This window comes from Nitrospinota bacterium, from assembly GCA_016217735.1.
In the GTDB taxonomy this organism is placed as follows: Bacteria; Nitrospinota_A; UBA7883; order JACRGQ01; family JACRGQ01; genus JACRGQ01.
Genome location: JACRGQ010000013.1, coordinates 17,477 through 41,084 on the forward strand (window position 1 = coordinate 17,477; position 23,608 = coordinate 41,084).

The window sequence follows — 23,608 nt, forward strand, 5'->3', positions numbered from 1 at the left end:
ATGCGGGAAAATGGCGGGCGCTACCATCTGCTCACCTTCGGGTGCCAGATGAACAAATACGATTCGGAAAAAATCGAGGGGCTGCTCGCCCGCGAAGGGTTGACCGCCACGGCCAACCCGGAAGAAGCCGACCTCATTCTGCTCAACACCTGCTCCATCCGCGACAAGGCGGAGCACAAGGTTTTTTCGAAGCTCGGCATTTTGAGCGCCGCAAAGCGGCCGGATCAGCTTATCGCGCTTGGCGGCTGCATGGCATCCCTCCGCAAGGAGGATATTTTCCGCCGCGCCCCGATGGTCGACATGGTCTTCGGGCCGGACGCCATCGAGCGGCTGCCGCAGATGATAGGCGATTTCCGGGCCACCCGCGCGCGGCAGATCGATGTCGCCTTCAACGATACCGCCACATGGGACCGTCCGGAAGACGGCGCGGTGCGTGAAAGCGCCACGGTGGCGTGGGTCGGCATCATGAAGGGGTGCGATAACCGCTGCACTTATTGCGTGGTGCCGGATACCCGCGGGCCGGAGGTGAGCCGTCCGGCCGGTTCCATCCTTGCTGAGGTCAAAGGGCTGGCCGCCAAGGGGTATAAGGGGATCAATCTGCTGGGGCAGAATGTGAACAGCTACGGCAAAGGGCTGCCGTCATCCGCCGGTTTTCCCGGCCTGCTCCGGATGGTGAACAAGGTGGAGGGGGTGGAGCGGATACGATTCATGACCTCCCATCCGAAAGACCTCAACGACGGGCTTATCGCCGCGATGATGGAATGCAAAAAGGTCTCTCCTTCGTTCCACCTGCCGTTGCAGGCGGGGAGCGACCGCATCCTCGGCCTGATGCGCCGCGGCTATACCGCCGCCGAATATATGGAAAAAATCCGCCGTCTGAAAAATGCGGCGCCGCACATCACCATCTCCGCCGACATCATGATCGGTTTTCCCGGCGAAACGGAAGCGGAGTTTTTGGATACCATCCGGGTGATGGAGGAGGTGGCGTTCGACTCGCTTTTCCTCTTCAACTATTCGCCGCGCCCCGGCACTCCCTCCGCCGAATGCACGGATATGGTGCCGCGCGCCGTCTCGCGGGAGCGTTTTGACCGGGCGATGCTGCTGCAAAGAAAAATCGTCGCGCAAAAGAACATGTTATTGGTGGGCACGACGCAGCAGGTGCTTTGCGAAGGGGCGGCCGAACGGCCGGGCGCGGTCTATGGACGGACGCCGGGGAACCATCTGGTCGTTTTCGAGGGGGAGCCGTTGCTGGCGGGGCGGACATTGCCGGTAACAATCACCTCTTTTTCGGGGTACAATTTGTCTGGTACATTGGCGCAGGGAGGATTGTAGAAGGCGATGGACAAGGACGGCACACGCATTGAAATGAAGGTCGAGGGACTCACGCTCGACCCGGTGACCAATATGCCGATCATCATCCTCAAGGATATCGAGGGGCGGCGCACGCTCCCCATCTGGGTCGGCATTTTCGAGGCGAACGCCATCGCCCTCGAAATGGAGAAGATCAACACGCCGCGTCCCATGACGCACGACCTCATCCGGAACATCCTCGACGGCATCGACGCCAAGGTGAAATACGTCTGCGTGAACGACCTGCGCGATAACACCTTTTACGCCGAAATAGGCCTGATCCTGCACGGTATGGACGTGAAGATCGATTCCCGCCCGTCCGACGCGATAGCCGTGGCGCTGCGGATGAAAGCGCCGATCATGGTGGCGCTGAAAGTGGTGGAGGAGGCCCGCAGCTTCGATGTGCGGCCCGAAAACCAGATAGGCGAAAACGATCAGTGGAAGGGATGGCTGGACAACATCAAGCCGTCCGATTTTGGCAACATCGACCAGTAGCGTCGGCGGCCCGCCGCATGATAACCGGTGTAAAAGGATGGCGGGAGTGAAAACGTTATTAGCCATTGCCGTTGCTCTGTCTTGCATTGGGGGGGATGCGGCGGCCGGCGTGATGGCGCAATGCGTCGACGACGCATCCCGTTTTTGCTCGAATGTGAAACAGAAAAATGTGTATACCTGTTTGCGAAAACATGCGTCCCAGCTCTCCTTCGGCTGTGCTGATGCGATGGGGCAGGGGGCCGGCGGTCCATCCGGCGCTTCCTGTCAAAATGATGCGTTGCGGCTCTGCAAATCCGGCAAACTGAATAAGGGGACACGGCGGTGCCTTGAGCGGAATTTCGACCAACTCACCCCCAATTGCCAGGCCTATTTTTACCATCTGGGATGGGTTCGCTGAATCGGATGGTTTCGGGAAGGGTTGAACTTTGAAACACGAGGACTTCGTACACCTCCACCTGCACAGCGAATACTCGCTGCTGGACGGGGCGATACGCTTCGACAACCTCCTTAAAAAAGCCGAGGAGTTCAAGATGCCCGCCGTGGCCGTCACCGACCACGGCAACCTCTTCGGGGCCATCGAGTTTTACCAAAAAGGGATGAAAAGCCCCGTCAAGCCGATCGTCGGCTGTGAAATCTACATCACCGGCGGCAGCCGGCACGACCGCGGCGGCGTGGCGGGGGGCGACGGTGAAAACGATCCCAACACCTATCACCTCATTCTGCTCATCCAAAACCTCAAGGGTTACCGCAACCTCTGCAAGATAGCCTCCGCCGCCTACACGGAAGGGTTCTACTACAAGCCGCGCATCGACAAGGAGTACCTGGCGCAACACAACGAGGGGCTGATCGCCCTCACCGCCTGCATTAAAGGCGAAGTGCCGCGCAAGATACTCAAAGGGGACGACGCCGCCACGGAAAAGGCGCTCGGCTTTTACAAAGACGTTTTCGGCGACCGGCTTTATCTGGAACTGCAAAACCACGGCATCCCCGAACAGCGCAAGGTGAACACCGCGCTCATCGAGATGTCGAAAAAGCACAGCCTGAAGCTGGTGGCCACCAACGACTGCCACTACATGGAGCAGAGCCACTGGGAGGCGCACGACGCCATGCTCTGCATCGGCACCGGCAAGATGATCAGCGATACCAACCGGATGCGCTACAGCGCCCACGAGTTCTACTTCAAATCGCCCGACGAGATGCGGATGCTTTTCAAGGAAGTGCCGGAGGCGATCACCAACACCCGCGAAGTGGCCGACCGTTGCAACCTCGATCTCAAGCTGGGGGAATATCACCTGCCGGCCTATACCGTCCCCTCCGAGGAACCGCCGCAGCAGTTCATGGAAAGTCTCGTGGACCACAACCTCACCCTGCGGCTGGAGGAAAGCCGTAAGCGGGGGGACGTCATCGGCGAAGAACAGGAAAAAGAGTACCGCGAACGGATGCGGATGGAGCTGGCGGTCATCAAGAAAATGAACTTCGCCGGCTACTTCCTCATCGTCTGGGATTTCGTGAACTACGCGAAGACCCAGAACATCCCCGTCGGGCCCGGCCGCGGTTCCGCCGCCGGCTCGCTGGTGGCCTGGACGCTTGGCATCACCGACCTCGACCCCATCAAGTACGGCCTTCTCTTTGAACGGTTCCTGAATCCCGACCGCATATCGATGCCGGATATCGATATCGACTTCTGCATGAACCGGCGGGGCGAGGTGATCAAATACGTCACCGACAAATACGGCGCGAAAAACGTGGGGCAGATCATCACCTTCGGCACCATGAAGGCCCGCGCCGTCATCCGCGATGTGGGGCGCGTGATGGGCGTCCCCTACGGCGAGGTGGACGGCATCGCCAAGCTGGTGCCGGAAGAGCTGAAAATGACGCTCGCCAAGGCCATCGAGATGGAGCCGAAGCTGGCCGACATGGAAAAGAAAGACCCGCAGGTGAAAAAGCTGCTGGAGATCGCCAAGGTGCTGGAAGGCATCTCGCGCCACGCCAGCGTACACGCCGCGGGCGTGGTTATCGCGCCGGGCGATCTCACCGACTTTGTCCCGCTTTACAAAACGAACAAGGACGAAGTGGTGACCCAGTTCACCATGAAATATATCGAGGAACTGGGGCTGCTCAAGATGGACTTTCTCGGCCTGCGCACGCTCACCGTCATCGATTGGACGGTGAAAAGCATACGGAAGGGCAAGGCCGCCGCGTTCGATATCAGAGCGATACCGATGGATGACCCGGCGACGTTTAAACTGCTGCAGGATGCGCGCACGCTGGGGGTCTTCCAGCTCGAATCGAGCGGCATGCGCGACCTGATGCGCAAGCTCAAGCCCGAGCACTTCACCGACATTATCGCGCTTGTCGCCCTTTTCCGTCCCGGCCCGCTCAACTCCGGCATGGCCGACAGCTTTATCCACCGCAGGCACGGCACCGAGAAGGTGGAGAACATCGTGCCGCAACTGGGCGAAATACTGAAAGAAACCCACGGCGTCATGGTTTATCAGGAACAGGTCATGAAGATCGCCAACGAACTGGCCGGCTTCACCATGGCGCAGGCCGATACGCTGCGCAAGGCAATGGGGAAAAAAGACGCCAAAACGATGGAGAAGCTGCGCCACGATTTCGTGGATGGGTGCAAGAAAAACAAAATCGCCGAGGAGAAGGCCGCCACCATCTTCGGGCAGATACAGGAATTCGCCGAATACGCCTTCAATAAATCCCATTCCGCGGCCTACGCGCTGGTGAGCTATCAGACCGCGTACCTCAAGACGAACTACCCCGAGGAGTACATGGCCTCGCTGCTCACCTCCGAACGGGACAGCACCGACAAAGTGGTGCTCTACCTCAACGAGTGCCGCGATCTCGGCATACCGGTACTCCCGCCCGACATCAATGAATCGGAGGTGGACTTCGGCGCGCTCGCGGGAAAAATCGTTTTCGGCCTGGCCGCCGTGAAGGGGGTCGGCGTCGGCGCCGTATCCGAGATCATCCGCGCGCGGCAGGAGGGAGCGCCGTTCGCGTCGCTTACCGAGTTCGCCCGGCGCATCGACGGCAAGCAGGTGAACCGGCGCGTGTTCGAGGCGCTCATCAAGTGCGGCGCGTTCGACCGGCTGAACAAAAACCGCGCCGCGCTTTTCGATTCGCTGGACAGCGTGACGGCGGAGGCCGCCAAAGACCGCGAAGAGACCCAGATGGGACAATCCAACATGTTCGCCGCCATCGAGACCGCCGCCGACCGCGAGAAGCGGCTCATCAGGGATTTGCCGGACTGGCCGCAGGCCGAACGGTTGCAGCACGAAAAAGAGGCGCTCGGCTTTTATATAACCGGCCATCCGATGGAGCGCTACCTGCAAGACCAGAAGCGGCTTGCCACCCATCAGGCGGGACAGTTGGCCGACACCGTCAATAAACAGGAAGTGCGGTTATGCGGCGTGGTGAGCGCCCTGCGCACCCAATTGACCAAGAAAAAAGAGAAGATGGCCTACGTTACGCTGGAAGACATGAGCGGCAGCGCGACCATGCTCGTCTGGCCCAATACGCTGGCCGAGACGTTCCAGTACCTCGAATCGAACGAGGCGCTTTTCATCAAGGGGAAAATCGACCGTGACGAGAACGATGTCAAGGTCATCGCGGACGAGATCATGCCGATAAAGGCCGCCAAGGAAAAATTCACCAATGCCATCCACCTTAATCTGCAAGTGGTGGGGTTGGAAGACACCGTGCTGAATGACCTCAAGCAGCTCGCCGCGCGCCACCGGGGGAACAGCAAGCTGGTGCTGCACTTCACCTTTCCGGATAGGAAACGGATGCAGGTGAACGCCTCCGACCGTTACAAGGTCGCAGCCAACGAATCGCTGCTGGCGGAATTTGAAAAGATCCTCGGCCCCTCCTCCGTCTACTGCTCCTAACCCGCCCGCTCCCGTGCTCGTCCCCGTTCTTGTCCTTGTCCTTGTCCCCGCTCCCCCTTCTTCTCTTTATTTCCCGATGCAATATTTGACAACATCTTTCTAATTAACGCATAATTAATCAGTAACATTATTTGTTGCTAGGCTTGGAAGGGGAAGATTGATGTTTCAAACGGAAGTCAAGTTAGTTGACGTGTTTATTTCCTGCTTTCAGTCATGTTCTTCACTGAGGGCGACTCACAATATAGTCCGGGAGTTTGACTATGTTTCAGGGCGAACGGATATTTTATCTCTAAATACAGAAAATGAAATAATCGCATTTGAGGCTAAGTTGACCAATTGGCGGAAAGCAATTCATCAAGCTTGGCGGAATACCAGCTTTGCCAATCAGGTGTATGTTGTGTTGCCTCGCACACGTTCTAGTGGTGCAATGAAAAACAAAGCTGAGTTTGATGAGCGTGGTGTGGGACTCTGTGTGGTTGATGATGGTGGTGGTGTGGAGGTTGTCATACCTTGTTCACGCAACAAACCATTAATTCCGTGGCTTAACCGCAAAGCGATGGACGCACTGGTTGGTAATGCCTGTTTCCACTAACACCCCCGCCCAATTAGCAAAAAGTATTTGCGCCGATAAAGGCCTGACTTTCATTGGCGAGAAGGGGACGGGTGCTTTTAAGAATACGTTTCTCGTAAAAAAAAATAATGATGAGCTGGCATTAAAGCTCATCATTCGCGGTGCAGATAATGCACGAATTGAACGTGAAATTGCGGCACTGAAGGTGTGTAATCACCCTAACATCTGTCGTTTGTTAGAAACGGGCATGATTAATGACGGTATGAAGCCAGTAATCTATCTGATTGAGGAGTTTCTGCCAGGAGGAACGCTAACGGATCATCTCTCAAACGGCTGTCTCCAACCGCCTGAAATTATTCAACTCGCGATTAGCCTCACTGAAGCTATTGCGCATTTAGCTGGACACCGTATTACTCACCGCGATATAAAGCCTGATAACATTATGTTTCGCGCTGATGGGATGCCGGTGCTTGTCGACCTCGGGATTGCTAGGCATCTTGAAGCAAGCTCTCTAACCATGACATTTCTTATGCATGGGCCAGGCACACCTCTTTATGCTCCACCTGAGCAACTGTTGAATGACAAGCCCTTGATTGACTGGCGAAGCGATCAGTTTTCATTAGGCGTTACCCTGTCCTATGCCGCATTTGGCAGGCACCCTTTTGCCGAGAATGACTCTTTAGAGCGTACCGTGGAGCGTGTTGCCAACCGATTATCATCCTCGGCTGATTTTAAAAAATTAGCACAAGTGCATGGGCTTGATGCATTAATAAAAATGGTCGAACCTTGGCCTGTGAAACGTTTTGCACGGCCGGAAATATTGATGCAGGCATGGCGCGATAGCGGAGGGGGGAGGACATGAGCACTTACCATCAGATGGGGCACAACTCAGAGGGTATGATCGTTGAGCCACAGTTGGGGCAATTTGCGGGCGCAATTCTTAGCCCGGTAAATTATTCGCTCGATAATACGGTTGCACAATGCGCTAGATTTCGAGACGTCAAGGCGGACATCGATATAATATTCGACCCACAGCTTTACGTTCCCTCTGCTGACCGCGGTAAACTTCAGTATTGGCCTCATAAGCCCAACGATATTGATACTGCCGATCAGAGTTCTCTTGAATGGTGGAGAGTTGCAATAGCCAAGATCATTGATGTCTGCAAATTCTTCAAGCCCGCTGGGTTGTGTAGCCCGGCTTTTTTACCCAGAACTTTTGATGATGTGTACTACAATTTGCTTGTTGATATAGGTGATGTTACATCGCAACAAATAGATGCTGATGAAGAGCTTAAATTAGGAACTCGTTCCTTTCTTACGGCACTGGTCAATTTAAATGACCTAGGAAGGAGTCAACGCTACTTGCAAGTCGGTTCAATTCTTTCGCGTTACAAAGGAGGGGATATTTATCTCGTATTTGTTGATGAAGAAATTCCCCGCAACGAACGATCCGACTCAGGTGCCCTTGAAGGTGCGGCGCGACTGATACGGGTGTTAACTCAATCCGGGTTCCGCGTTACTGTTGGGTTTACTTCCTCAGAAATGGTGCTGTGGAAAGCTGCTGGTGCAACAAATGTTGCGACCGGAAAATATTTTAATCTGCGCCGTTTTACAAGGGAGCGCTGGGAGGACGAAGAATCAAGTGGCGGCAGAAATATCGGCTACTGGTTTGAACCCGCACTACTGGCATTTCTCAGAGAAGCCGACATACGCCGTTATAGGCAGGAATTTGCGATTGACCCGTCTCATGCTGCAAACCCATTTAGCAATTCAATTATTGGAAAATTAGATGCTGCCGAGCGGGAAGCGTGGGTAGCGGATTCATGGCGGCAATTCTTGCATTGGTTTGCCCATTGCGAGACCGTCATTGGAAATGATTTTGCTAAATGTTCCGAGATGGTTTCGAATGCCGCTGACACATGGCATGCTGTAAAAGGTGCCAAGCTGATATTTGAAGAAGAGCGGAACAATGGAGATTGGGTCAGAGCTTGGAAGATTGTTCTTAATGAATTAGAGCGACGCCCCGATTAGACCAAATTGTCATTTGCGAGGATCAGGGCTTGCTTTGTGGCATTTCATCATCAAGCGGCACTTTCCCGCTCCACGTTCCAGCCGGGGAACAGGATCACGGCTGGATGGCATTTCAGCGCACGCGCAATCGTCTTTGCCCGCTCCACTCCCAGCTTTATCCTTCCGTTCTCGATGCCGGAAATGGTGGATTGCGGTATGCCGGTGGCCTTTGCCAAGTCGGCTTGGCTCATCTCCTGAAGCTCGCGCAATACGCGCACCGATTCCCCGGCGCTCATTTCCACGCGCGCTTTGGCCGGGGCAAATCCTTTTTTCGCCATGACATCACCTCCTGTAATCGTGGGGCGTAACCGTAACTACATACACCGACACTTCGGCTTCCTTTACTTCGTACACAACGCGGTATTGCAGATTAAGCCTGCTGGAGCGGCAACCGCGCCACTCACCGCGTAACGCCTCATCGTGAAAGCCCTTAATGAGCCGCAAGCCATGAATACCTGAGTAGCGGACAACGTCTTTCCATTTTTCGTAACGTTTCAGCAGCTCATCGGGAAGCCGGTCAAGCTGTTTTTGCGCCTCGCGGCTTTCGTAAATACGCCACATACCAAATATATACTATATTAATTAGGGTATGTCTAGTTTGGAATTTCCAATTCCTCCACCCCCGTTTACCGCGGGGGAATCAAGAGCTGTTGGGCAAATTGGAAGAAATGGAGCGCTGGTCGCATTTGGAGGTTTTGGCGGAGGTGAAGGTATTGGCGTTTTTGGACGAAATGGAGGAAGTTTTTTCGCGAAAACGAAAAAACCGATATTCCGTAACATTAAGATGCAGATTGCCAGATAGTTTCGCCCCGGGTGGATGGCTGCGCGGCGGTGTTATTTTTTGGCGGGCATCCGCACACGCTGGCTGAACCAGGTAAGGCCGATGAGGAAGAGGAAGATGACGCCGGTGAGGAAGAAGACGTCGTCCGTCGCCAGCATCACCGCCTGTCTATCCACTATGCGCGAGACCGTCTGGAGGGCCGCCTCGAATCCCATCCCCATCTCCTCCATTTTATCCCGCATGAAGTTCCACGCCGGGTTGTAGGGGGAGGTGTTCTCGGCCAGCATCGTCCGGTGGTGGCCGATACGGCCATCCCACAGTGTTATCACCAGCGAGGTGCCGAAGCTGCCGCCGAGTATCCTTACGAAGTTCGTCATTCCGGCGGCGCTGGCTACCTTGTCGTGCGGTATGTGGGAGAGCGAGATGGTGGTCATCGGCACGAAGAAGCAGGCCATTCCCAGCCCTTGCATCAGGCGGGGAAGCGCAACGCCGCCGAAGGTGATGTCGGTGTTGAACGACGCCTGCCAAAAGCTGGTGAGCGCGAAAACGGAGAAGGCGAAAGTTGCCACCCACCGCAGGTCGGCGCGGTGGAGGTTGGCCGCCACGATGGGGGTGAGGATGAGCGTAAAGACGCCGATGGGGGCGCTGGCGAGTCCCGCCCACAGGGCGGTGTAGCCCATCTGCGTCTGCAGCCAGAGCGGTATCAGCACCGCGTTGCCGAAAAAGGCCATGTAGCCGAGGCTGAGGGCGGCGGTCGCCACGGTGTAGTTCCGGTTCCTGAAAAGCGTGAGGTCGACGATCGGGTGTTCCTCCATCAGTTCCCATGCGATGAAAAAGACGAAGCCCACGAACGCCGTCACCGCCAGCGCGGTGATCTTGGGGGAATCGAACCAGTCCTCCTGCTGCCCCATGTCGAAGCAGAGCTGAAGGCTTCCCACCCAGATGGCCAGCAGCGCCAGCCCCACCTTGTCCACTGGCTGTTTCACGATGGCGGTTTCGCGCTCCTTCAGCACGTTCCATGTGATGTAGGCGCAAGCGAAGCCGACCGGCACGTTGATGTAGAAAATCCACTCCCAGCCGTGGTTGTCGGTGATCCACCCCCCCATGATCGGGCCGATGATCGGCGCGACGACGGTGGTGATGGACCAAAAGCCGAGCGCCATCCCTTTTTTCTCGGGGGGGTAACATTTCAGCAGCAGCGCCTGCGAGATGGGGATCATCGGCCCCGCCACGGCCCCTTGCAGGGCGCGGAAGTTCACCAGCGTTTCAAAGGTGGGGGCCAGCCCGCAGAGTATCGAGGCGAAGCTGAAAAGGAGCGTACAGGTGACGAAAAGCCGCACCTCGCCGAACCGGCGCGCCAGCCAGCCGGAGAGCGGCACCACGATGGCGGTGGCCACGGCGTAGGAGGTGATGATCCACGTTCCCTGATTGGGGCTGACCGAAAGATCGCCCGCGATGTGCGGGATGGAAACGTTGGCGATGGTTGTGTCCAGCACGTTCATGAATGTCGCCAGCGCCAGCGATACGGTGGCGATGGCAAGCGGCGCGCCGGTGAGGTAGGGGTGTCGCGGAGCCGCCTGCGGCCGCACGGTCAGCGCGCCTCCGCCACCGGGGCCATTTTCAGGTTTTTGGCGATGATCGCGGAGATGAGTTCGTCGGCGCCCGCATCCTCGGCGTCATACACGGTGGTGGCGAGTTCGTGCTTGGCGGTTCCGGGCTGAAGCGGGCCGCCGTTGCCGTGAATATCGACGGTGGCGGCGAGCGAAAGCCCCACCACGAGGGGATGCTGCTTAAGCTCTTCCGGCATGAGCGATATTTTCACCGGTACGCGCTGCACCACCTTGATCCAGTTGCCGGTGGCGTTTTGCGCCGGAAGGACTGAAAAAACGGAGCCGGTTCCGGCGCCGATCCCCACCACCGTGCCGTGGAAGCGGACGCCGCGGCCGTACATGTCCGAAACGATTTCCACCGGCTGGCCGGCGCGCATCCGTTTGAGCTGGTTCTCCTTGAAGTTCGCCTCCACGCTCAGCGCGTCGACCGGCACCACCGCCATGAGCGGCTTGCCGGGGACGGCCCGTTCCCCCAGTTGCACGGCGCGCCGCGCCACATAGCCGCTCACCGGCGCCGCCAGATTCATCCGTTGCAAGGCCACATACGCTTCGCGCACCTTTGTCTTCGCCGTCGCCACATGCGGGTTGTCCTCGGCGCGGTTCCCCGCGGCGGTGATTTGTGCTTCGGCCAGCTCGTGCCGCGCGAGGCGGACGGCGTTTTGGGCATTCTCGTATTCCAGGCGGGCGTGGTCGTACGCCTCCTGCGTGACGGCGCGGTCGCCGAACAGTTTTTCGCGCCGTTCAAAATCGGTTTTCGTTTTTTGCAGGTCGGCCTCCCGCATGGCAAGGCGCGCCAGCCGGGTTTTCACCCCTTCCAGCGTATTTCCCGCCTGGCGCACCGCCACCGCCAGTTCGCTCTCCGCTTTTTCCAGGGCGATTTTCGCGTCGGTGCCGTCCATCCGCACCAGCGTATCCCCCTGTTTCACGAAGTCGGTGTTATCGGCCATGATGGCCACCACCGTGCCGCCGGCCTGGGGGGTGATGGAGACGAGGTTGCCGGCGACGTAGGCGTTGTCGGTATATTCGTAAAACCGTCCGCTCGTCCACCACCAGCCGCCCCATGCCGCGCCGGCGATGGCGAAGACCGCGGCGATCCTGAGCATGACCGTTATCCGTCCGCCGTTGGCGGGCCGCTGTTTGGTTTCTTCCATGTGCGCCGTTTTTCTTATCAGCGTGGAGCGGTGCCGGCGGTCAGCCGTTCATGAAGCCGAGACCCACAACGACCTGCAGGTAGGGGCCGGTGAAAGAAGGGGAGGGGCCGCCGCTCGCGCCCCCTTCGGTGCTTTGCCAGTCGCCGATGGGGGCGGAGAAAAGGTATCCCGCGCGGAACCCGAAGGTGAACGGCACATGGGTGCCGGCTCCCGTCTCGGTGAGCGGCGTGAATCCGTCCGCCGCGATGGCGATGTTGAAGACGGCCGAATTGTAGGCGAGTTGCGCGCCGCGCTTGGGATCCGCCAGCGTCTGGTCGAAAGTGGGGGAGCCGGTGGATTGTATGTTGAGCGCGAGGGTGCCGATGCCGATTCCCGCCATCGGGTAGATCATGTAGCTGTCGGAGCGCCGCACCACGTAGCCCGCGTTCACCACGAGGTAGCCGCCGGTTACATAGAGGCTATACGCGCCGCTGGAGATTTTTTGCTGGTTCATCCAGTGCAGCTCGCCGCCGGCGATCCAGTCATCTATCACGGCGTGGGCGCCGATGCCGAGCATGACGAAGTTTTTATCGATGGTGGAGTAGCCGTTGGCTTTCAAGCGGTTGTTGAGCGCGTCGAGGTCGAGGGAATTGTTCCCCAGCATCAGGTAAACTGCCGCGCCGTGCCGGTTTTTCACGAAGCGGATATCGGTGTTCGGTTTTTGATCTTCGCCGGATTCGGCTTCGGCCCCGGCGGAAAAATCCCCCGCCCACGCGGGGGTGGCGATCAGCAGCGTCAGGAGACAAAGGGCGGCAATGCGTGTTTTCAAAGTGTACCTCCAACTGTTATGCATTCATTGTACCTCAATGAGCGGCGAAGGGAAGGTGTCACGCCGGGATTGCGGCGGGAGGGGTTCAGCCGGGGATCACACGGCGGTGAGGCGCAGCACTTCCTCGAAGGTGGTTATCCCTTCGGCCATTTTCCGCGCGGCGTTCTCCTTCAGCGTTCTCATGCCGCTTTTGCGGGCCATCTCCTTGATCGCCGTGTCGGGGGTTTTGCCGTCGATCAGTTGGCGGATGTCGTTGCTCACCTCCAGCACCTCGTGGACGCCGGTGCGCCCGTGGTAGCCGGTGGAGCGGCAGTGGTCGCACCCCGTCCCTTTTTTGAGGCGCACCGGTCCACTGGCGGAAAGGCCGAAGCTTTTAAGTTCGTCCGCGGTATGCTCGATATCGGCGATGCAGCGGGGGCAGATCATCCGCACCAAACGTTGCGCCACCACGCCGATGAGCGAGCTTTTGACCAGATACGGCTCGATGCCGATGTCGTACAGGCGCGTCAGGGACGATACGGTGTCGTTGGTGTGCAGGGTGGAAAGGACAAGGTGCCCGGTGAGCGCCGCCTGCACGGCGTTCTGGGCCGTTTCGTGGTCGCGGATCTCGCCGATCATGATGACGTCCGGGTCTTGGCGCAGGATGGCGCGCAGGGCGGCGGCGAAGGTGAACTCGATGACCGGCTGCACCGCCACCTGATTGAACTCCGGCACCACCATTTCCACCGGGTCTTCGATGGTGACGATGTTGCGGTCGGGCGACTCGATGTATTTGAGGGACGAGTAGAGCGTGTTCGTCTTTCCCGATCCGGTGGGGCCGGTGACGAGGATGATGCCGTGGGGCCGCGCCAGGAAGCGTTGATAGCGTTCCAGTTCCTCGGGATAGAGGCCGAGCGCGCCGAGTCCGCGCAAGGCCATCTCGGCGTCGAAAATGCGGATGACCGCCTTCTCCCCGAAGACGGTGGGGAGGATGGAAACGCGCATCTCGCTTTCCTTTCCCTCCTTTTGCACCTTGATGCGGCCGTCCTGCGGGCGGCGCTTTTCCGATACGTCGAGCCGGGCCAATATCTTGATGCGCGAGAGCACCGCGCCATGCACGGCGCGGGGGATGCGCTGCGTTTCGTTCAGCGCGCCGTCGATGCGCATCCGCACCACGGTCTCCTCCCGCTTTGGCTCAATGTGGATGTCGCTGGCGCGGTTGGCCAGCGCATAGTGCAGGATCAGTTCCACCGCGTTTTGGATATGCTTGTCGGAGGAACTGATCTCTTCTTCCGATTTGAGGCGGCTCAGTTGCTCCAGATCGGAAAGCGCGGCGCCGGCGGAGACCCCCTTCTCCGCCTCGCGCATGGTGGCGCGGAAGCCGTAGAACTGGTTGATGATCCGCTCAATATCGCTCCGCGCCGCGATCACCCGGTTGATGTCGAGACCGGAAAGTTTTTTTATCTGCTCCAACGCCTCGCCCGTTTCCGGGTCGGCCACGGCGACGGTCAGCGCTCCCTCCGTTTTTTCCAGCGGCACCACCATATGCCACAGGGCGAACGGGCGGGTGATGGTGCCGGCCACGATATTGCCGTCCAGTTCCAGCGGATCGATGCGGCGGAACGGCAGGCCGAATTCCCGCGCCACGGCGCGTGTGATCGCCTCTTCGTCCAGCGGTTTGCCGCCGGCGGTGAAATTGAGGGCGGCGATGAAGGGAATCGGCAGTTTAGGTATTTTTTCTTTTTCGCTCCGGCGGCGGTGACGGCCCCGCTGCTCCCACGCGCGGCGGATATGCTCGCTTTGCGTGGCGGTAATCGCTTTCTGGCGTAGCAACAGGTCGGTGAGTTTTTCAATGTTATTGATGACGGTCATGGGGGCTATTCTACCGCACGGCGGTACTGATTGTGAAAACGGAGGTAGGTACACAATTCATTGTGTACGTTGGCGCGTAGCGCCAACCTGTCGGCCACTTGGGCCGATGTACAGGCTGAAAGCCTGTACCCACCGGGGAGGGGAATCAGAATTTCTCTTTCACCGATTCTTCGGCGCCGCGCAGGCGGGCGCGCCACGCTTTGTACGCCTCGGTGAACACCGCGTTATCGGCCACGCCGATCTCCAGCGCCGCCACGTTTCCTTCCTTCACCGGCCGCACCCGCACCTCGTACCGGCCTTGCACGCCGTAGTAGATGTGCTGGTTCCGGTCAAAATCCTTCACGTCGTACAAGCCGTACTTCTCCATATACTTGTCGAGAAAGCGGGCGGGGGAAACCAGCGGGTCGGCGGCGCAGGCGAGGTAACGGTAGCTGTAAAGGATGCGGCGCTCGCCTTCTTTGCGCGGAATGGCCAGAAACACGGCTTCCACCGGCTTGCCGCATCGATCCGCGCCGCCCAACGCGGCGATGGTTGCCGGTATGCGGCGGATAAAGCGGTCGAATCCATCGAATCCGCGGGGGCGCTGTATCGTGAGGGTGAAATCGGTTTTTCCCTTTTGCTCCAGATCGAAAAAAACGCCGGCCGTTTTTTCGGCGAATCCGGCGTAGGCGGCGTTGAACCGTTCCCACTCCGCGCCGGTGGGGAGCGAAAGGTAATCCACCTTGTTTTCGTGGGGCGGCGGGGCGGGTTTCTCCGCGGCGGCCGCGGCCAGCGGCATCGCGCAAATCAGGAACAGGAAAAGAACGCGCCGCATCGTGCCGCTACCGTTCAAAGCTGACCGATGCGTCGTAGACCACCACGCCGAAGTTTTTCATCTTCAGATGATACGCCGGCACCTCGAACCAGTAAAGGGCGGTTTTTCCCGGCGTGTGCGGACCGGGCGTGACGCGCATCGCGGGCTTATGGGGGTTCGCCGCCAACTGGAACTTGTACGGGCGGTTGTCATCGTATCCGTAGACCCATCCGAAAATCTGGGCGATGTTCCGGCCGCTTTGGTTGAGCACCGGGAAAATAACCCCATTTTTGCGGATACGCCCCTCTTTTTTCACCTCCGGCGCGATGGTCAGGTAGGCGGCGCGCGCCTCCCCGGCCGTCAGCAGGGCAAGACACAGAACCGGCGCAAAAAGACTTCTCATTATTATACGTATCGGCGGGGGCGGATTTTTTCTAAAGACCCGTTTATTCAATGTTTATTCAATGAAATTGCCATGCCCTCCGCAACGGTATACAATCGCGGGTATGGTGGAAAAGTTCATTTGCATCCACGCCCATTTTTACCAGCCGCCGCGTGAAAATCCCTGGCTGGAAGAGGTGGAGGCGGAGGAATCGGCCGCGCCGTTTCACGATTGGAACCAGCGGATCACCAAGGAATGCTACGCTCCCAACACCGCCGCCCGCGTCCTCGGCAAAGGGGGGAAAATCGCCGGCATCGTCAGCAACTACGAAAAGGTGAGTTTCAACTTCGGCCCCACCCTCCTTTCATGGATGGAGCGGCACGACCCGGATACCTACCACCAAATACTGGAGGCGGACCGGGCAAGCATCCGCACCCGCAACGGCCACGGCAACGCCATCGCGCAGGTGTACAACCATTCCATCATGCCGCTCAACAGCCGCCGCGACAAGGAGACCCAGATTATCTGGGGGATAAAGGATTTTGAATTCCGGTTCGGCCGCAAGCCGGAAGGGCTCTGGTTCGCCGAAACGGCGGTGGACGCCGAAAGCCTCGCCATCGCCGCGGCGCACGGCATCAAATACACCATCCTTTCCCCCCGTCAGGCGCGGTGCGTCCGTCCGCTGAAAGGAACCGGCGCCGTGCCGTGGACCGACGTGAACGGCAATCCCGACACGTGCCGCCCCTATCTGTACCGGCCCGACGAGAAGCACGAGATTGCGCTGTTCTTTTACGATGGCGACGCCGCGCACAGCATCGCCTTTGAAGGGGCCTTGTTCGATGGCGTGAAGATGGCGGAAATGCTGCTGGGCCGTTTCAGGCCGGAGGCGGAAAAAGAGCCGCAACTGGTGCATGTGGCCACCGACGGCGAGTCCTACGGCCACCACCACAAGTTCGGCGAAATGGCGCTGGTCTCCGCCTTGGCGGAACTGGAGAAACGCGCCGACGTGGCCATCACCAACTACGGCCAGTACCTCGAAAGAAATCCCCCGCGATGGGAGGCCGACATCTTCCCGAACAGCTCGTGGAGCTGCATGCACGGCGTGGAGCGGTGGAAAAGCGACTGCGGGTGCAACACCGGCGGCGAAGCGGGCTGGAACCAGAAGTGGCGCGCGCCGCTGCGCGAGGCGTTGAACAGCCTGAAGAAAACGGTGGACGCCGTTTACGAAGAGGGGCTGGGGCGCTTTCTCCTCGACCCGTGGGAGGCGCGCAACGATTACATCGAAGTGAACCTCAAGCGGAGCGAAGACCGCGTCAAGGGCTTCTTCACCCGCCACCAGAAAACCCCGCTCTCCGACGAACAGACGGTGACGGCCCTCAAGCACCTCGAAATGCAGAAAATGGCGATGCGGATGTTCACCTCCTGCGGCTGGTTCTTCAGCGACATAGCGGGCCTCGAATCGATGCAGATACTCAAATACGCCGCCCGCGCCATCGATCTGGCGCAGGAGCTTTCGCTCAAGCCGGTGGAAGGGGAGTTCATTAAAATATTGGAGCAGGCCAAAAGCAACATACGGAAGAACGGCACCGGGGGCGAGATATACCGCCGCCACATAATCCCGATGCGGTTGAATCCGATGCGGATGGCGGCGCACGCCATCATCACCGATTCGCTCGGCTCCCCCCGGGAGGGGCTGATGGAGGTCTATTGCTACCGGGTGGAAATGCATGACCGCGCGCACGAGACCTATCTGGAATCGGCGCTGACGACCGGCATGCTGGACATCCGCAACGCATACACCCTCGAATCGCGCAAGCTCACCTTCTGCCTGCTCCATTTCGGCATGCACGATTTCAACTGCTTCATCCATCCGTTTTTTGAAACCGCGGATTACCAGGCCGCCAAGGAAGAAGTGATCGAGGCGTACCACCGCCGCTCCATCCCCGAGTTGATCCGCACGGTGGAAAAATACTTCGGCCAGACCTATTACACGGTCACCGCGCTTTTCAACGACCAGCGCCGCCGCGTGATGGAGCAGCTCATCGCCCCGCATCTCAGCCAGTTCGCCGAGACCTACGAATCGCTGTTCAACGCGAACCGCGCACTGATGGATTTCCACGCCAGCATCAACGTGCCGGTGCCGGCCGAATTCAGGATCGCCGCGCGGTACGTTTTTGAAAAACAGCTTGGCAGGCTTTTTGTCAGCACATCGACAAGCGTCGACCATGCGGCGATGGCCTCCATCATTTCCGAGGCGGCCCGGTGGGGCCTTACCCTGGATCACCAGCGTCTCGCCGAAAATATGACCGCCTGGCTTGAGTATCATGCCGCGCACACCTGCGCCGACCGCGAGCACAGCACCGCAACGCTGGTGTCCGCCGTCATGGAAGAAGCTGCGGCGAACGGCGTAACGCTGGACGTAAGGAAAATGCAAAACCTTCTTTATCCCCATTACCTCGCGTTCATAACCCCGGCCCATCCCCAGCATAAAACGCTCCACGGCATCAAGGATTTCGGCCGCGTCCTGGAACTTTTTGATTTCCTCCTCCCCCCCGCCTGATCTTTTTTATCATGTGTCCGTGCGTCATTTGACAGGATGGCGGTACGGGCATAGCATGGAGATGAAGGGGCGTATGGGCTTTCTCTCTAATAAAAAGGAGGGTTTTCACATGTCCGGGGTCAAAGATCAGGTAAAACTTCTCACCAGCGTCGACCGGCGCGAATTCATGGGTCTATGCGCGCAAATCTCCGTCGTCCTCGGGCTTGGCAACGATATGGTGCCGAAGATCGCGGAAGCCCTCGAAGCGGCCGCCCGCAAGCCCTCCATCATCTGGCTCCACTTCCAGGAGTGTACCGGCGACTCGGAGGCGTTTCTCCGCACCACCAGTCCGTCGGTGGCGGAACTGGTGCTTGACGTCCTTTCCATCGACTACCACGAAACGATCATGGCCGCATCGGGTGACCAGGCGGAGCAGAACCTCGCCAAGGCGATAAAAGAGAACAAGGGGAAATATCTTGTCGTCTGTGAAGGGGCGATTCCGCTGGCCACCCCGCCAGGTCCCGCCGGTCTCAAAGGAGGGTATCTCACCATCGGCAACAAGACCGGCCTCCAAATTGCCGAAGAGGTTTGCCGCGACGCGGCCGCCGTCATCTGCGTGGGGAACTGCTCCAGCTACGGCGGCGTACAGGCCCAGCGCCCCAATCCCACCGGCGCGGTGGGGGTGGGGGAAGCGCTTGGAATCAAAACCGTCAACATCCCGGCCTGCCCCCACAACCCGGTCAACTCCATCGCCACCATCGTGAATTACCTGCTCCTCGGCACCTTGCCGCCGACCGACCGCTTCGGCCGCCCGCTCTTCGCCTATGAAGAGCGGATACACGACCAGTGTACCCGCCGCTCGCACTTCGACGCGGGCCAGTTCGTGACCGAGTGGGGGAGCGAGGAGGCCAAGAAAGGCTTCTGCCTTTACAAGATGGGGTGCAAAGGGCCGCAGACCTATAACAACTGCAACAAGGCCCGCTATAACGACCACACCGGCTGGCCCATCGGCGCCGGGCATGGCTGCGTCGGTTGCTCCGAGCCGAAGTTCTGGGACACCATGTCCCCCTTCTACAAGCGGCTCGATAATATAGAGGTTCCCTTTGGCGGCGTGGAAGCCACCGCCGACAAGGTGGGGCTGGTCCTTACCGGGGCGGCGGTCGCGGGGGCGGCGGTGCACGCGGTCTACACGTTCAACAAGAAAAAAGAGCATGAAGAGCGCATCATCGATCGGGAAAAGAAGGAGGGTAAGTAAATGGGAACCCGCGTAGTCATCGACCCGATCACCAGAATCGAAGGCCACCTCCGCATCGAAGTGGAAATTGAAAACGGCAAGGTCAAGGATGCGTGGAGCAGCGGCACCATGTTCCGCGGCTTCGAAATCTTCATGCGCGACCGCGATCCGCGCGACGCGTGGTACATTACCCAGCGCGTCTGCGGCGTCTGCACCACCGTGCACGCGCTCACCTCGGTGCTCTGCGTGGAAAACGCCATCGGCATCGAGGTGCCGGATAACGCGCGCCTTATCCGCAACCTCATCATGGGAAGCCAGTATCTGCACGATCACATCGTCCACTTCTATCACCTCCACGCGCTGGATTGGGTGGACGTGGTCAACGCCCTGAAAGCCGACCCGAAGAAGACAGCCGAACTTGCCCACGCCATCAATCCGCATTCGCAACGGAGCGGGGAGGGGGACTTTCAAGCGGTGCAGGACAGGGTCAAGGCGTTTGTGAACGCGGGCCAGCTCGGCCCCTTTGATAACGCCTACTGGGGGCACCCGGCCTACAGGCTGCCGCCGGAAGCGGATCTGATGGCGGTGAGCCACTACCTCGACGCCCTGACGCTGCAGGCGAAGGCGGCCCGGATGCACGCCGTCTTCGGCGGAAAAAACCCGCACCCGCAAAGCTATGTGGTGGGCGGGATGACCTGCGTACAGGATCTGACCCCGGATCGGCTGGCCGAATTCATCTATCTCATGAAAGAGACTGTGGATTTCGCCCAGAACGTCTACATCCCCGACCTGCTGGCGGTGGCGCCCTTCTACAAGGAATGGGCCGGTATCGGCGGCGGGGTGGGGAACTACCTTGCCTACGGCATGCTGCCCGAAAACACCAAGGACGACCCGAACAACCTTTTCTTCCCGCGCGGCGTGGTGATGAACAGGGATTTGGGAAATCCCCAAAAGCTGGATCAGGCGAAGATCATGGAGCATGTGGCGCACTCTTTCTACGAAGGGGCTGCGCCGCGCCACCCCTCGGTGGGGGAAACCAAGCCGTACTTCACCGGCATCAACACCGCCGACAAGGACGGCAAGTACAGTTGGCTCAAGAGTCCGCGCTACGACGGCAAGGCGATGGAGGTCGGCCCGCTGGCCCGGCTGGTCGTCGGCTACGCCGCCGGCCACAAGCAGATCAAGGCGGCCGTGGACGGCACGCTGAAACAGCTCGGCCTTCCCGCCACGATCCTTTTCTCAACGCTTGGACGGACCGCCGCCCGCGGCATCGAGACCAAGGTGATGGCGGACAAGATGCAGCAGTGGGTGGACGAACTGCTGGCGAATATCAAGCGGGGCGATCTCAGCACCTTCGCCAGCTATAAGATGCCCGACAGGGCGAGCGGCTTTGGCATGACCGAAGCGCCCCGCGGCGCCCTCGGCCACTGGATCGATATCAGGGGGGGGCTGATACACAACTACCAGCTTGTGGTGCCGACCACATGGAACGGTTCGCCGCGCGACGCCACGGGTCAGCGCGGGGCCTTCGAGGAAGCTCTCGTCGGCACGCCGGTGCATGATCCGAAGAAACCGCTGGAGATACTCCGCACCATCCATTCGTTCGATCCGTGCCTGGCCTGCTCGGTGCATGTGATAGACCCGAAGACCAACGAAGTGCATGTAACAAAGGCGGCGTAACCGCCAAAGCCGATACGGGGGCCATATGGTCATTTTGCTGGAAATGGTAAAGGTAAAGACCGCCGGTGTGCGCGCGTTGCACTGGGTGATCTTCTTAGCCACCGTCTCGCTCGTGCTGACCGGCCTGTATATAGCCGATCCGTTCTGGCTTTCCGGCACGGGCGAGGCGTACCAAACGTTCGTCATGGCGAAGATACGGTTGATACACTTCCTCTCGGCAATCGCGCTGGATGTGGCCTTCCTCGTGCGGCTCTACATCGCGTTTTTCTCGCTCTTCCATACCGACTGGCGCGAAGTGCTCCCGACCCCCGGCAACCTGAAAGAGGCATGGAAGTCATTCCGCTTCTACTGGACGCTGGAAGGGGAGCAGAAGGACTACCGCTGGATCGACCCGTTCGACGGGATCACCTTCCACCTGTTGCACCTTATTCTGATACTCCAACTGTTCACCGGATTCGCGCTCTACGTCTCCGGCATCGAACTCACCGCCGGCATCTATGGCATCTGGGCCAAAACCCTGCATTTTGCAACCGACTGGACCCTCGTGGTCTTTGGCGGGCTGCCGGGAGTGCGCCTGATGCACCATTTCACGCTCTGGCTGGTGGTGAGCGGCGCGTTTTTGCACATCTACCATCAGGTCTGGAAAACCATAAAACTGCAACGTGCCGACATCAGCGCCATCGTCAACGGCTACAAGCTGATGGCCGTGAAGCGTGGGAAATAACATCGCAACCCCCATCACGGTGCTCGGCATCGGCAACATCCTGATGCGGGACGATGGCCTCGGCATACGGGCGCTGGAAGCCCTGCGGCGGGATTTTTCGTTTCCGGGCAATGTAACGCTCATCGACGGCGGCACCACCATCTTTCACAACATGGAGATATTCACCGCCGCGGAAAAAATGATCGTGTTCGACGCCGTGAAGCTGGACGGCCCGCCGGGAACCGTCTACGCCTTCAACTCGGATGAATACCGGGTGAAGCTCCCGCGCAAAGCCACCTCGCACGACGTGGGTGTGCTCAATACCCTTTCGATAATGGAACTGGTGGGCAAAAAGCCGCCGGAAGTGATTATCATCGGCGTGCAGCCGAAGGAATACGACACATGGAGCGAGGAACTTACCCCCGAAGTGGCCGCCGCCATTCCCGAAATGGTCCGCCGCGCCGTCGAACAGCTTGCGAAGTGGGGGATGAATATCATGCAAAACAAGGGTAAATTTGCATTGTAAAATTATTGCGGTATAATGAAAATTATGGAAAAGGATGTTCTTCAAAAAGAAAACGTTGAGTGTTTGGAAACTCTTTATTTTGAGATTATGAATCCCCAAAACCCATTTTTTAACAAGGAAATCGCTCCATCTCCTCCATCGCTGTCGCTTAACCAACCTTCATTGCTTACAACAGTTGAAAGCATTACAACTTATAGCGCTTACGAAAATCAGCACACCTAATGCCCAACTGGAATGATGTCCTCTCAGAGATCGGGAAATATAAACAAGAATTCATACAAAACGCAAACCAATCTGTAGATATTGTCCGAAGAAAATATTTAAAGCTTCTTTTCGAAGAAACCGACCGAAACATCATCGCTTACTATTCAGGATTTCTTTCAAAGCCCGGCATTGAACAATCGCAAATATCTGATGAAGATAAGAATGCATTTATGATGGCTATACATAAACTTGACCGGTCGAAAGGGCTGGACCTCATTATTCACAGCGAGGGTGGAAGCATAGCCGCCACGGAATCTATTGTTGACTATCTTCATCGGATGTTTGGAAGTGACATCAGAGCTATCGTCCCTCAAATTGCCATGTCGGCTGGTACAATGCTGGCTTGTTCTTGCAAAGAAATCATTATGGCAAAGCACTCCAACATCGGCCCAATTGATCCTTGGTTACGTGGCGTTCCGGCCCAAGGAGTAAAGGGGGAATTTAAACGTGCATTTGAGGAAATAAAAGCAGACCCGGCAAAGCTTGCCGTTTGGCAACCGATATTGATGAAATACCAGCCTACATTTCTCAGCCAATGTGAAAATGCAATTGATTGGGCCCACACTTTCGTTAAAAATCAGCTAACTGAAATTATGTTTAGCGGAAAGGATGATGCCGTTTTACTTGCCACCAATGTTGTTACTGCGCTTAGTAATTATGATGAAAACAAATCTCATGGCCGACATATTCATTTTGATGAGGCATTTGCGATTGGGCTAAATGTTAAGCTGATTGAAAATGATTGCAGTGATAAATACCAAGACCTTTTATTGACGGTACATCACTGTTTTATGCACAGTCTTACCAACACGCCGTCATATAAAATGATCGAAAATCATAACGGCGTGGCCTTCGTTAAGCAACTTGTAACAGGACAATCTTAGGAAGTTGTTGGGCT

At 58.0% G+C, this 23,608-nt stretch carries 22 protein-coding genes; 14 read left to right on the forward strand and 8 right to left on the reverse strand.

Annotation, left to right across the window (positions count from 1 at the left end):
• The 7 genes from miaB to HZA03_01930 all read left to right on the forward strand — a co-directional run bounded on the left by miaB (position 1) and on the right by HZA03_01930 (position 8,349).
• Positions 1–1,332, forward strand: coding sequence for a tRNA (N6-isopentenyl adenosine(37)-C2)-methylthiotransferase MiaB (gene miaB, locus HZA03_01900; protein MBI5636703.1), 1,332 nt, complete (start codon positions 1–3; stop codon positions 1,330–1,332).
• 6 nt (positions 1,333–1,338) lie between these two features.
• Positions 1,339–1,845 (forward strand): bifunctional nuclease family protein, encoded by a 507-nt coding sequence (locus HZA03_01905; protein MBI5636704.1) that lies wholly within the window; start codon positions 1,339–1,341, stop codon positions 1,843–1,845.
• Positions 1,846–1,891: 46 nt separating this feature from the next.
• Positions 1,892–2,242 carry a hypothetical protein gene (locus tag HZA03_01910; protein ID MBI5636705.1) on the forward strand — a complete coding sequence of 117 codons (351 nt, stop codon included), beginning with the start codon at positions 1,892–1,894 and terminating at the stop codon, positions 2,240–2,242.
• A 28-nt stretch (positions 2,243–2,270) separates the two neighbouring features.
• Entirely contained in the window at positions 2,271–5,747 is a 3,477-nt protein-coding gene (gene dnaE / locus HZA03_01915; protein ID MBI5636706.1) for a DNA polymerase III subunit alpha, read from the forward strand.
• Positions 5,748–5,907: 160 nt separating this feature from the next.
• Complete coding sequence (locus HZA03_01920; protein ID MBI5636707.1) at positions 5,908–6,339, forward strand: hypothetical protein; 432 nt, start codon at positions 5,908–5,910, stop codon at positions 6,337–6,339.
• Positions 6,323–7,180, forward strand: a complete 858-nt coding sequence (locus tag HZA03_01925) for a serine/threonine protein kinase (GenBank protein ID MBI5636708.1) — start codon at positions 6,323–6,325, stop codon at positions 7,178–7,180. The genes HZA03_01920 and HZA03_01925 overlap by 17 nt, the downstream gene beginning before the upstream one ends.
• Positions 7,177–8,349, forward strand: coding sequence for a hypothetical protein (locus HZA03_01930; GenBank protein ID MBI5636709.1), 1,173 nt, complete (start codon positions 7,177–7,179; stop codon positions 8,347–8,349). Before HZA03_01925 ends, HZA03_01930 begins: the two co-directional genes overlap by 4 nt.
• Positions 8,350–8,399: 50 nt before the next feature.
• Here HZA03_01930 and HZA03_01935 read toward each other — a convergent pair whose 3' ends face one another.
• The 8 genes from HZA03_01935 to HZA03_01970 form a co-directional block, all read right to left on the reverse strand.
• Positions 8,400–8,624, reverse strand: coding sequence for a helix-turn-helix transcriptional regulator (locus HZA03_01935; protein ID MBI5636710.1), 225 nt, complete (start codon positions 8,622–8,624; stop codon positions 8,400–8,402).
• A 46-nt stretch (positions 8,625–8,670) separates the two neighbouring features.
• Positions 8,671–8,949, reverse strand: coding sequence for a type II toxin-antitoxin system mRNA interferase toxin, RelE/StbE family (locus HZA03_01940; protein MBI5636711.1), 279 nt, complete (start codon positions 8,947–8,949; stop codon positions 8,671–8,673).
• Between the two features lie 273 nt (positions 8,950–9,222).
• Positions 9,223–10,764: a DHA2 family efflux MFS transporter permease subunit gene (locus HZA03_01945; GenBank protein MBI5636712.1), complete on the reverse strand. Its 1,542-nt coding sequence runs from the start codon at positions 10,762–10,764 to the stop codon at positions 9,223–9,225.
• Positions 10,761–11,930 carry an efflux RND transporter periplasmic adaptor subunit gene (locus HZA03_01950; GenBank protein MBI5636713.1) on the reverse strand — a complete coding sequence of 390 codons (1,170 nt, stop codon included), beginning with the start codon at positions 11,928–11,930 and terminating at the stop codon, positions 10,761–10,763. The genes HZA03_01945 and HZA03_01950 overlap by 4 nt, the downstream gene beginning before the upstream one ends.
• Positions 11,931–11,970: 40 nt before the next feature.
• Entirely contained in the window at positions 11,971–12,738 is a 768-nt protein-coding gene (locus tag HZA03_01955; GenBank protein MBI5636714.1) for a hypothetical protein, read from the reverse strand.
• Positions 12,739–12,834: 96 nt separating this feature from the next.
• Positions 12,835–14,589, reverse strand: coding sequence for a type II/IV secretion system protein (locus HZA03_01960; GenBank protein MBI5636715.1), 1,755 nt, complete (start codon positions 14,587–14,589; stop codon positions 12,835–12,837).
• 145 nt (positions 14,590–14,734) lie between these two features.
• Positions 14,735–15,403 carry a hypothetical protein gene (locus HZA03_01965; GenBank protein ID MBI5636716.1) on the reverse strand — a complete coding sequence of 223 codons (669 nt, stop codon included), beginning with the start codon at positions 15,401–15,403 and terminating at the stop codon, positions 14,735–14,737.
• Between the two features lie 7 nt (positions 15,404–15,410).
• Positions 15,411–15,785: a hypothetical protein gene (locus HZA03_01970; GenBank protein MBI5636717.1), complete on the reverse strand. Its 375-nt coding sequence runs from the start codon at positions 15,783–15,785 to the stop codon at positions 15,411–15,413.
• Positions 15,786–15,888: 103 nt separating this feature from the next.
• Here HZA03_01970 and HZA03_01975 point away from each other — a divergent pair, with 103 nt between their 5' ends.
• The 7 genes from HZA03_01975 to HZA03_02005 all read left to right on the forward strand — a co-directional run bounded on the left by HZA03_01975 (position 15,889) and on the right by HZA03_02005 (position 23,594).
• Positions 15,889–18,324, forward strand: coding sequence for a DUF3536 domain-containing protein (locus HZA03_01975; GenBank protein ID MBI5636718.1), 2,436 nt, complete (start codon positions 15,889–15,891; stop codon positions 18,322–18,324).
• 109 nt (positions 18,325–18,433) lie between these two features.
• Positions 18,434–19,558, forward strand: coding sequence for a hydrogenase small subunit (locus HZA03_01980; protein ID MBI5636719.1), 1,125 nt, complete (start codon positions 18,434–18,436; stop codon positions 19,556–19,558).
• A complete protein-coding gene (locus tag HZA03_01985) occupies positions 19,559–21,217 on the forward strand; it encodes a nickel-dependent hydrogenase large subunit (protein ID MBI5636720.1) in 1,659 nt (552 codons plus the stop codon). It begins immediately after the preceding gene.
• Between the two features lie 25 nt (positions 21,218–21,242).
• Complete coding sequence (cybH, locus tag HZA03_01990) at positions 21,243–21,941, forward strand: Ni/Fe-hydrogenase, b-type cytochrome subunit (GenBank protein MBI5636721.1); 699 nt, start codon at positions 21,243–21,245, stop codon at positions 21,939–21,941.
• Positions 21,931–22,446 (forward strand): HyaD/HybD family hydrogenase maturation endopeptidase, encoded by a 516-nt coding sequence (locus HZA03_01995; protein ID MBI5636722.1) that lies wholly within the window; start codon positions 21,931–21,933, stop codon positions 22,444–22,446. The genes cybH and HZA03_01995 overlap by 11 nt, the downstream gene beginning before the upstream one ends.
• 24 nt (positions 22,447–22,470) lie before the next feature.
• Complete coding sequence (locus tag HZA03_02000) at positions 22,471–22,668, forward strand: hypothetical protein (GenBank protein MBI5636723.1); 198 nt, start codon at positions 22,471–22,473, stop codon at positions 22,666–22,668.
• Positions 22,668–23,594 (forward strand): ATP-dependent Clp protease proteolytic subunit, encoded by a 927-nt coding sequence (locus HZA03_02005; GenBank protein MBI5636724.1) that lies wholly within the window; start codon positions 22,668–22,670, stop codon positions 23,592–23,594. The genes HZA03_02000 and HZA03_02005 overlap by 1 nt, the downstream gene beginning before the upstream one ends.
• The last annotated feature ends 14 nt before the right edge of the window (positions 23,595–23,608 follow it).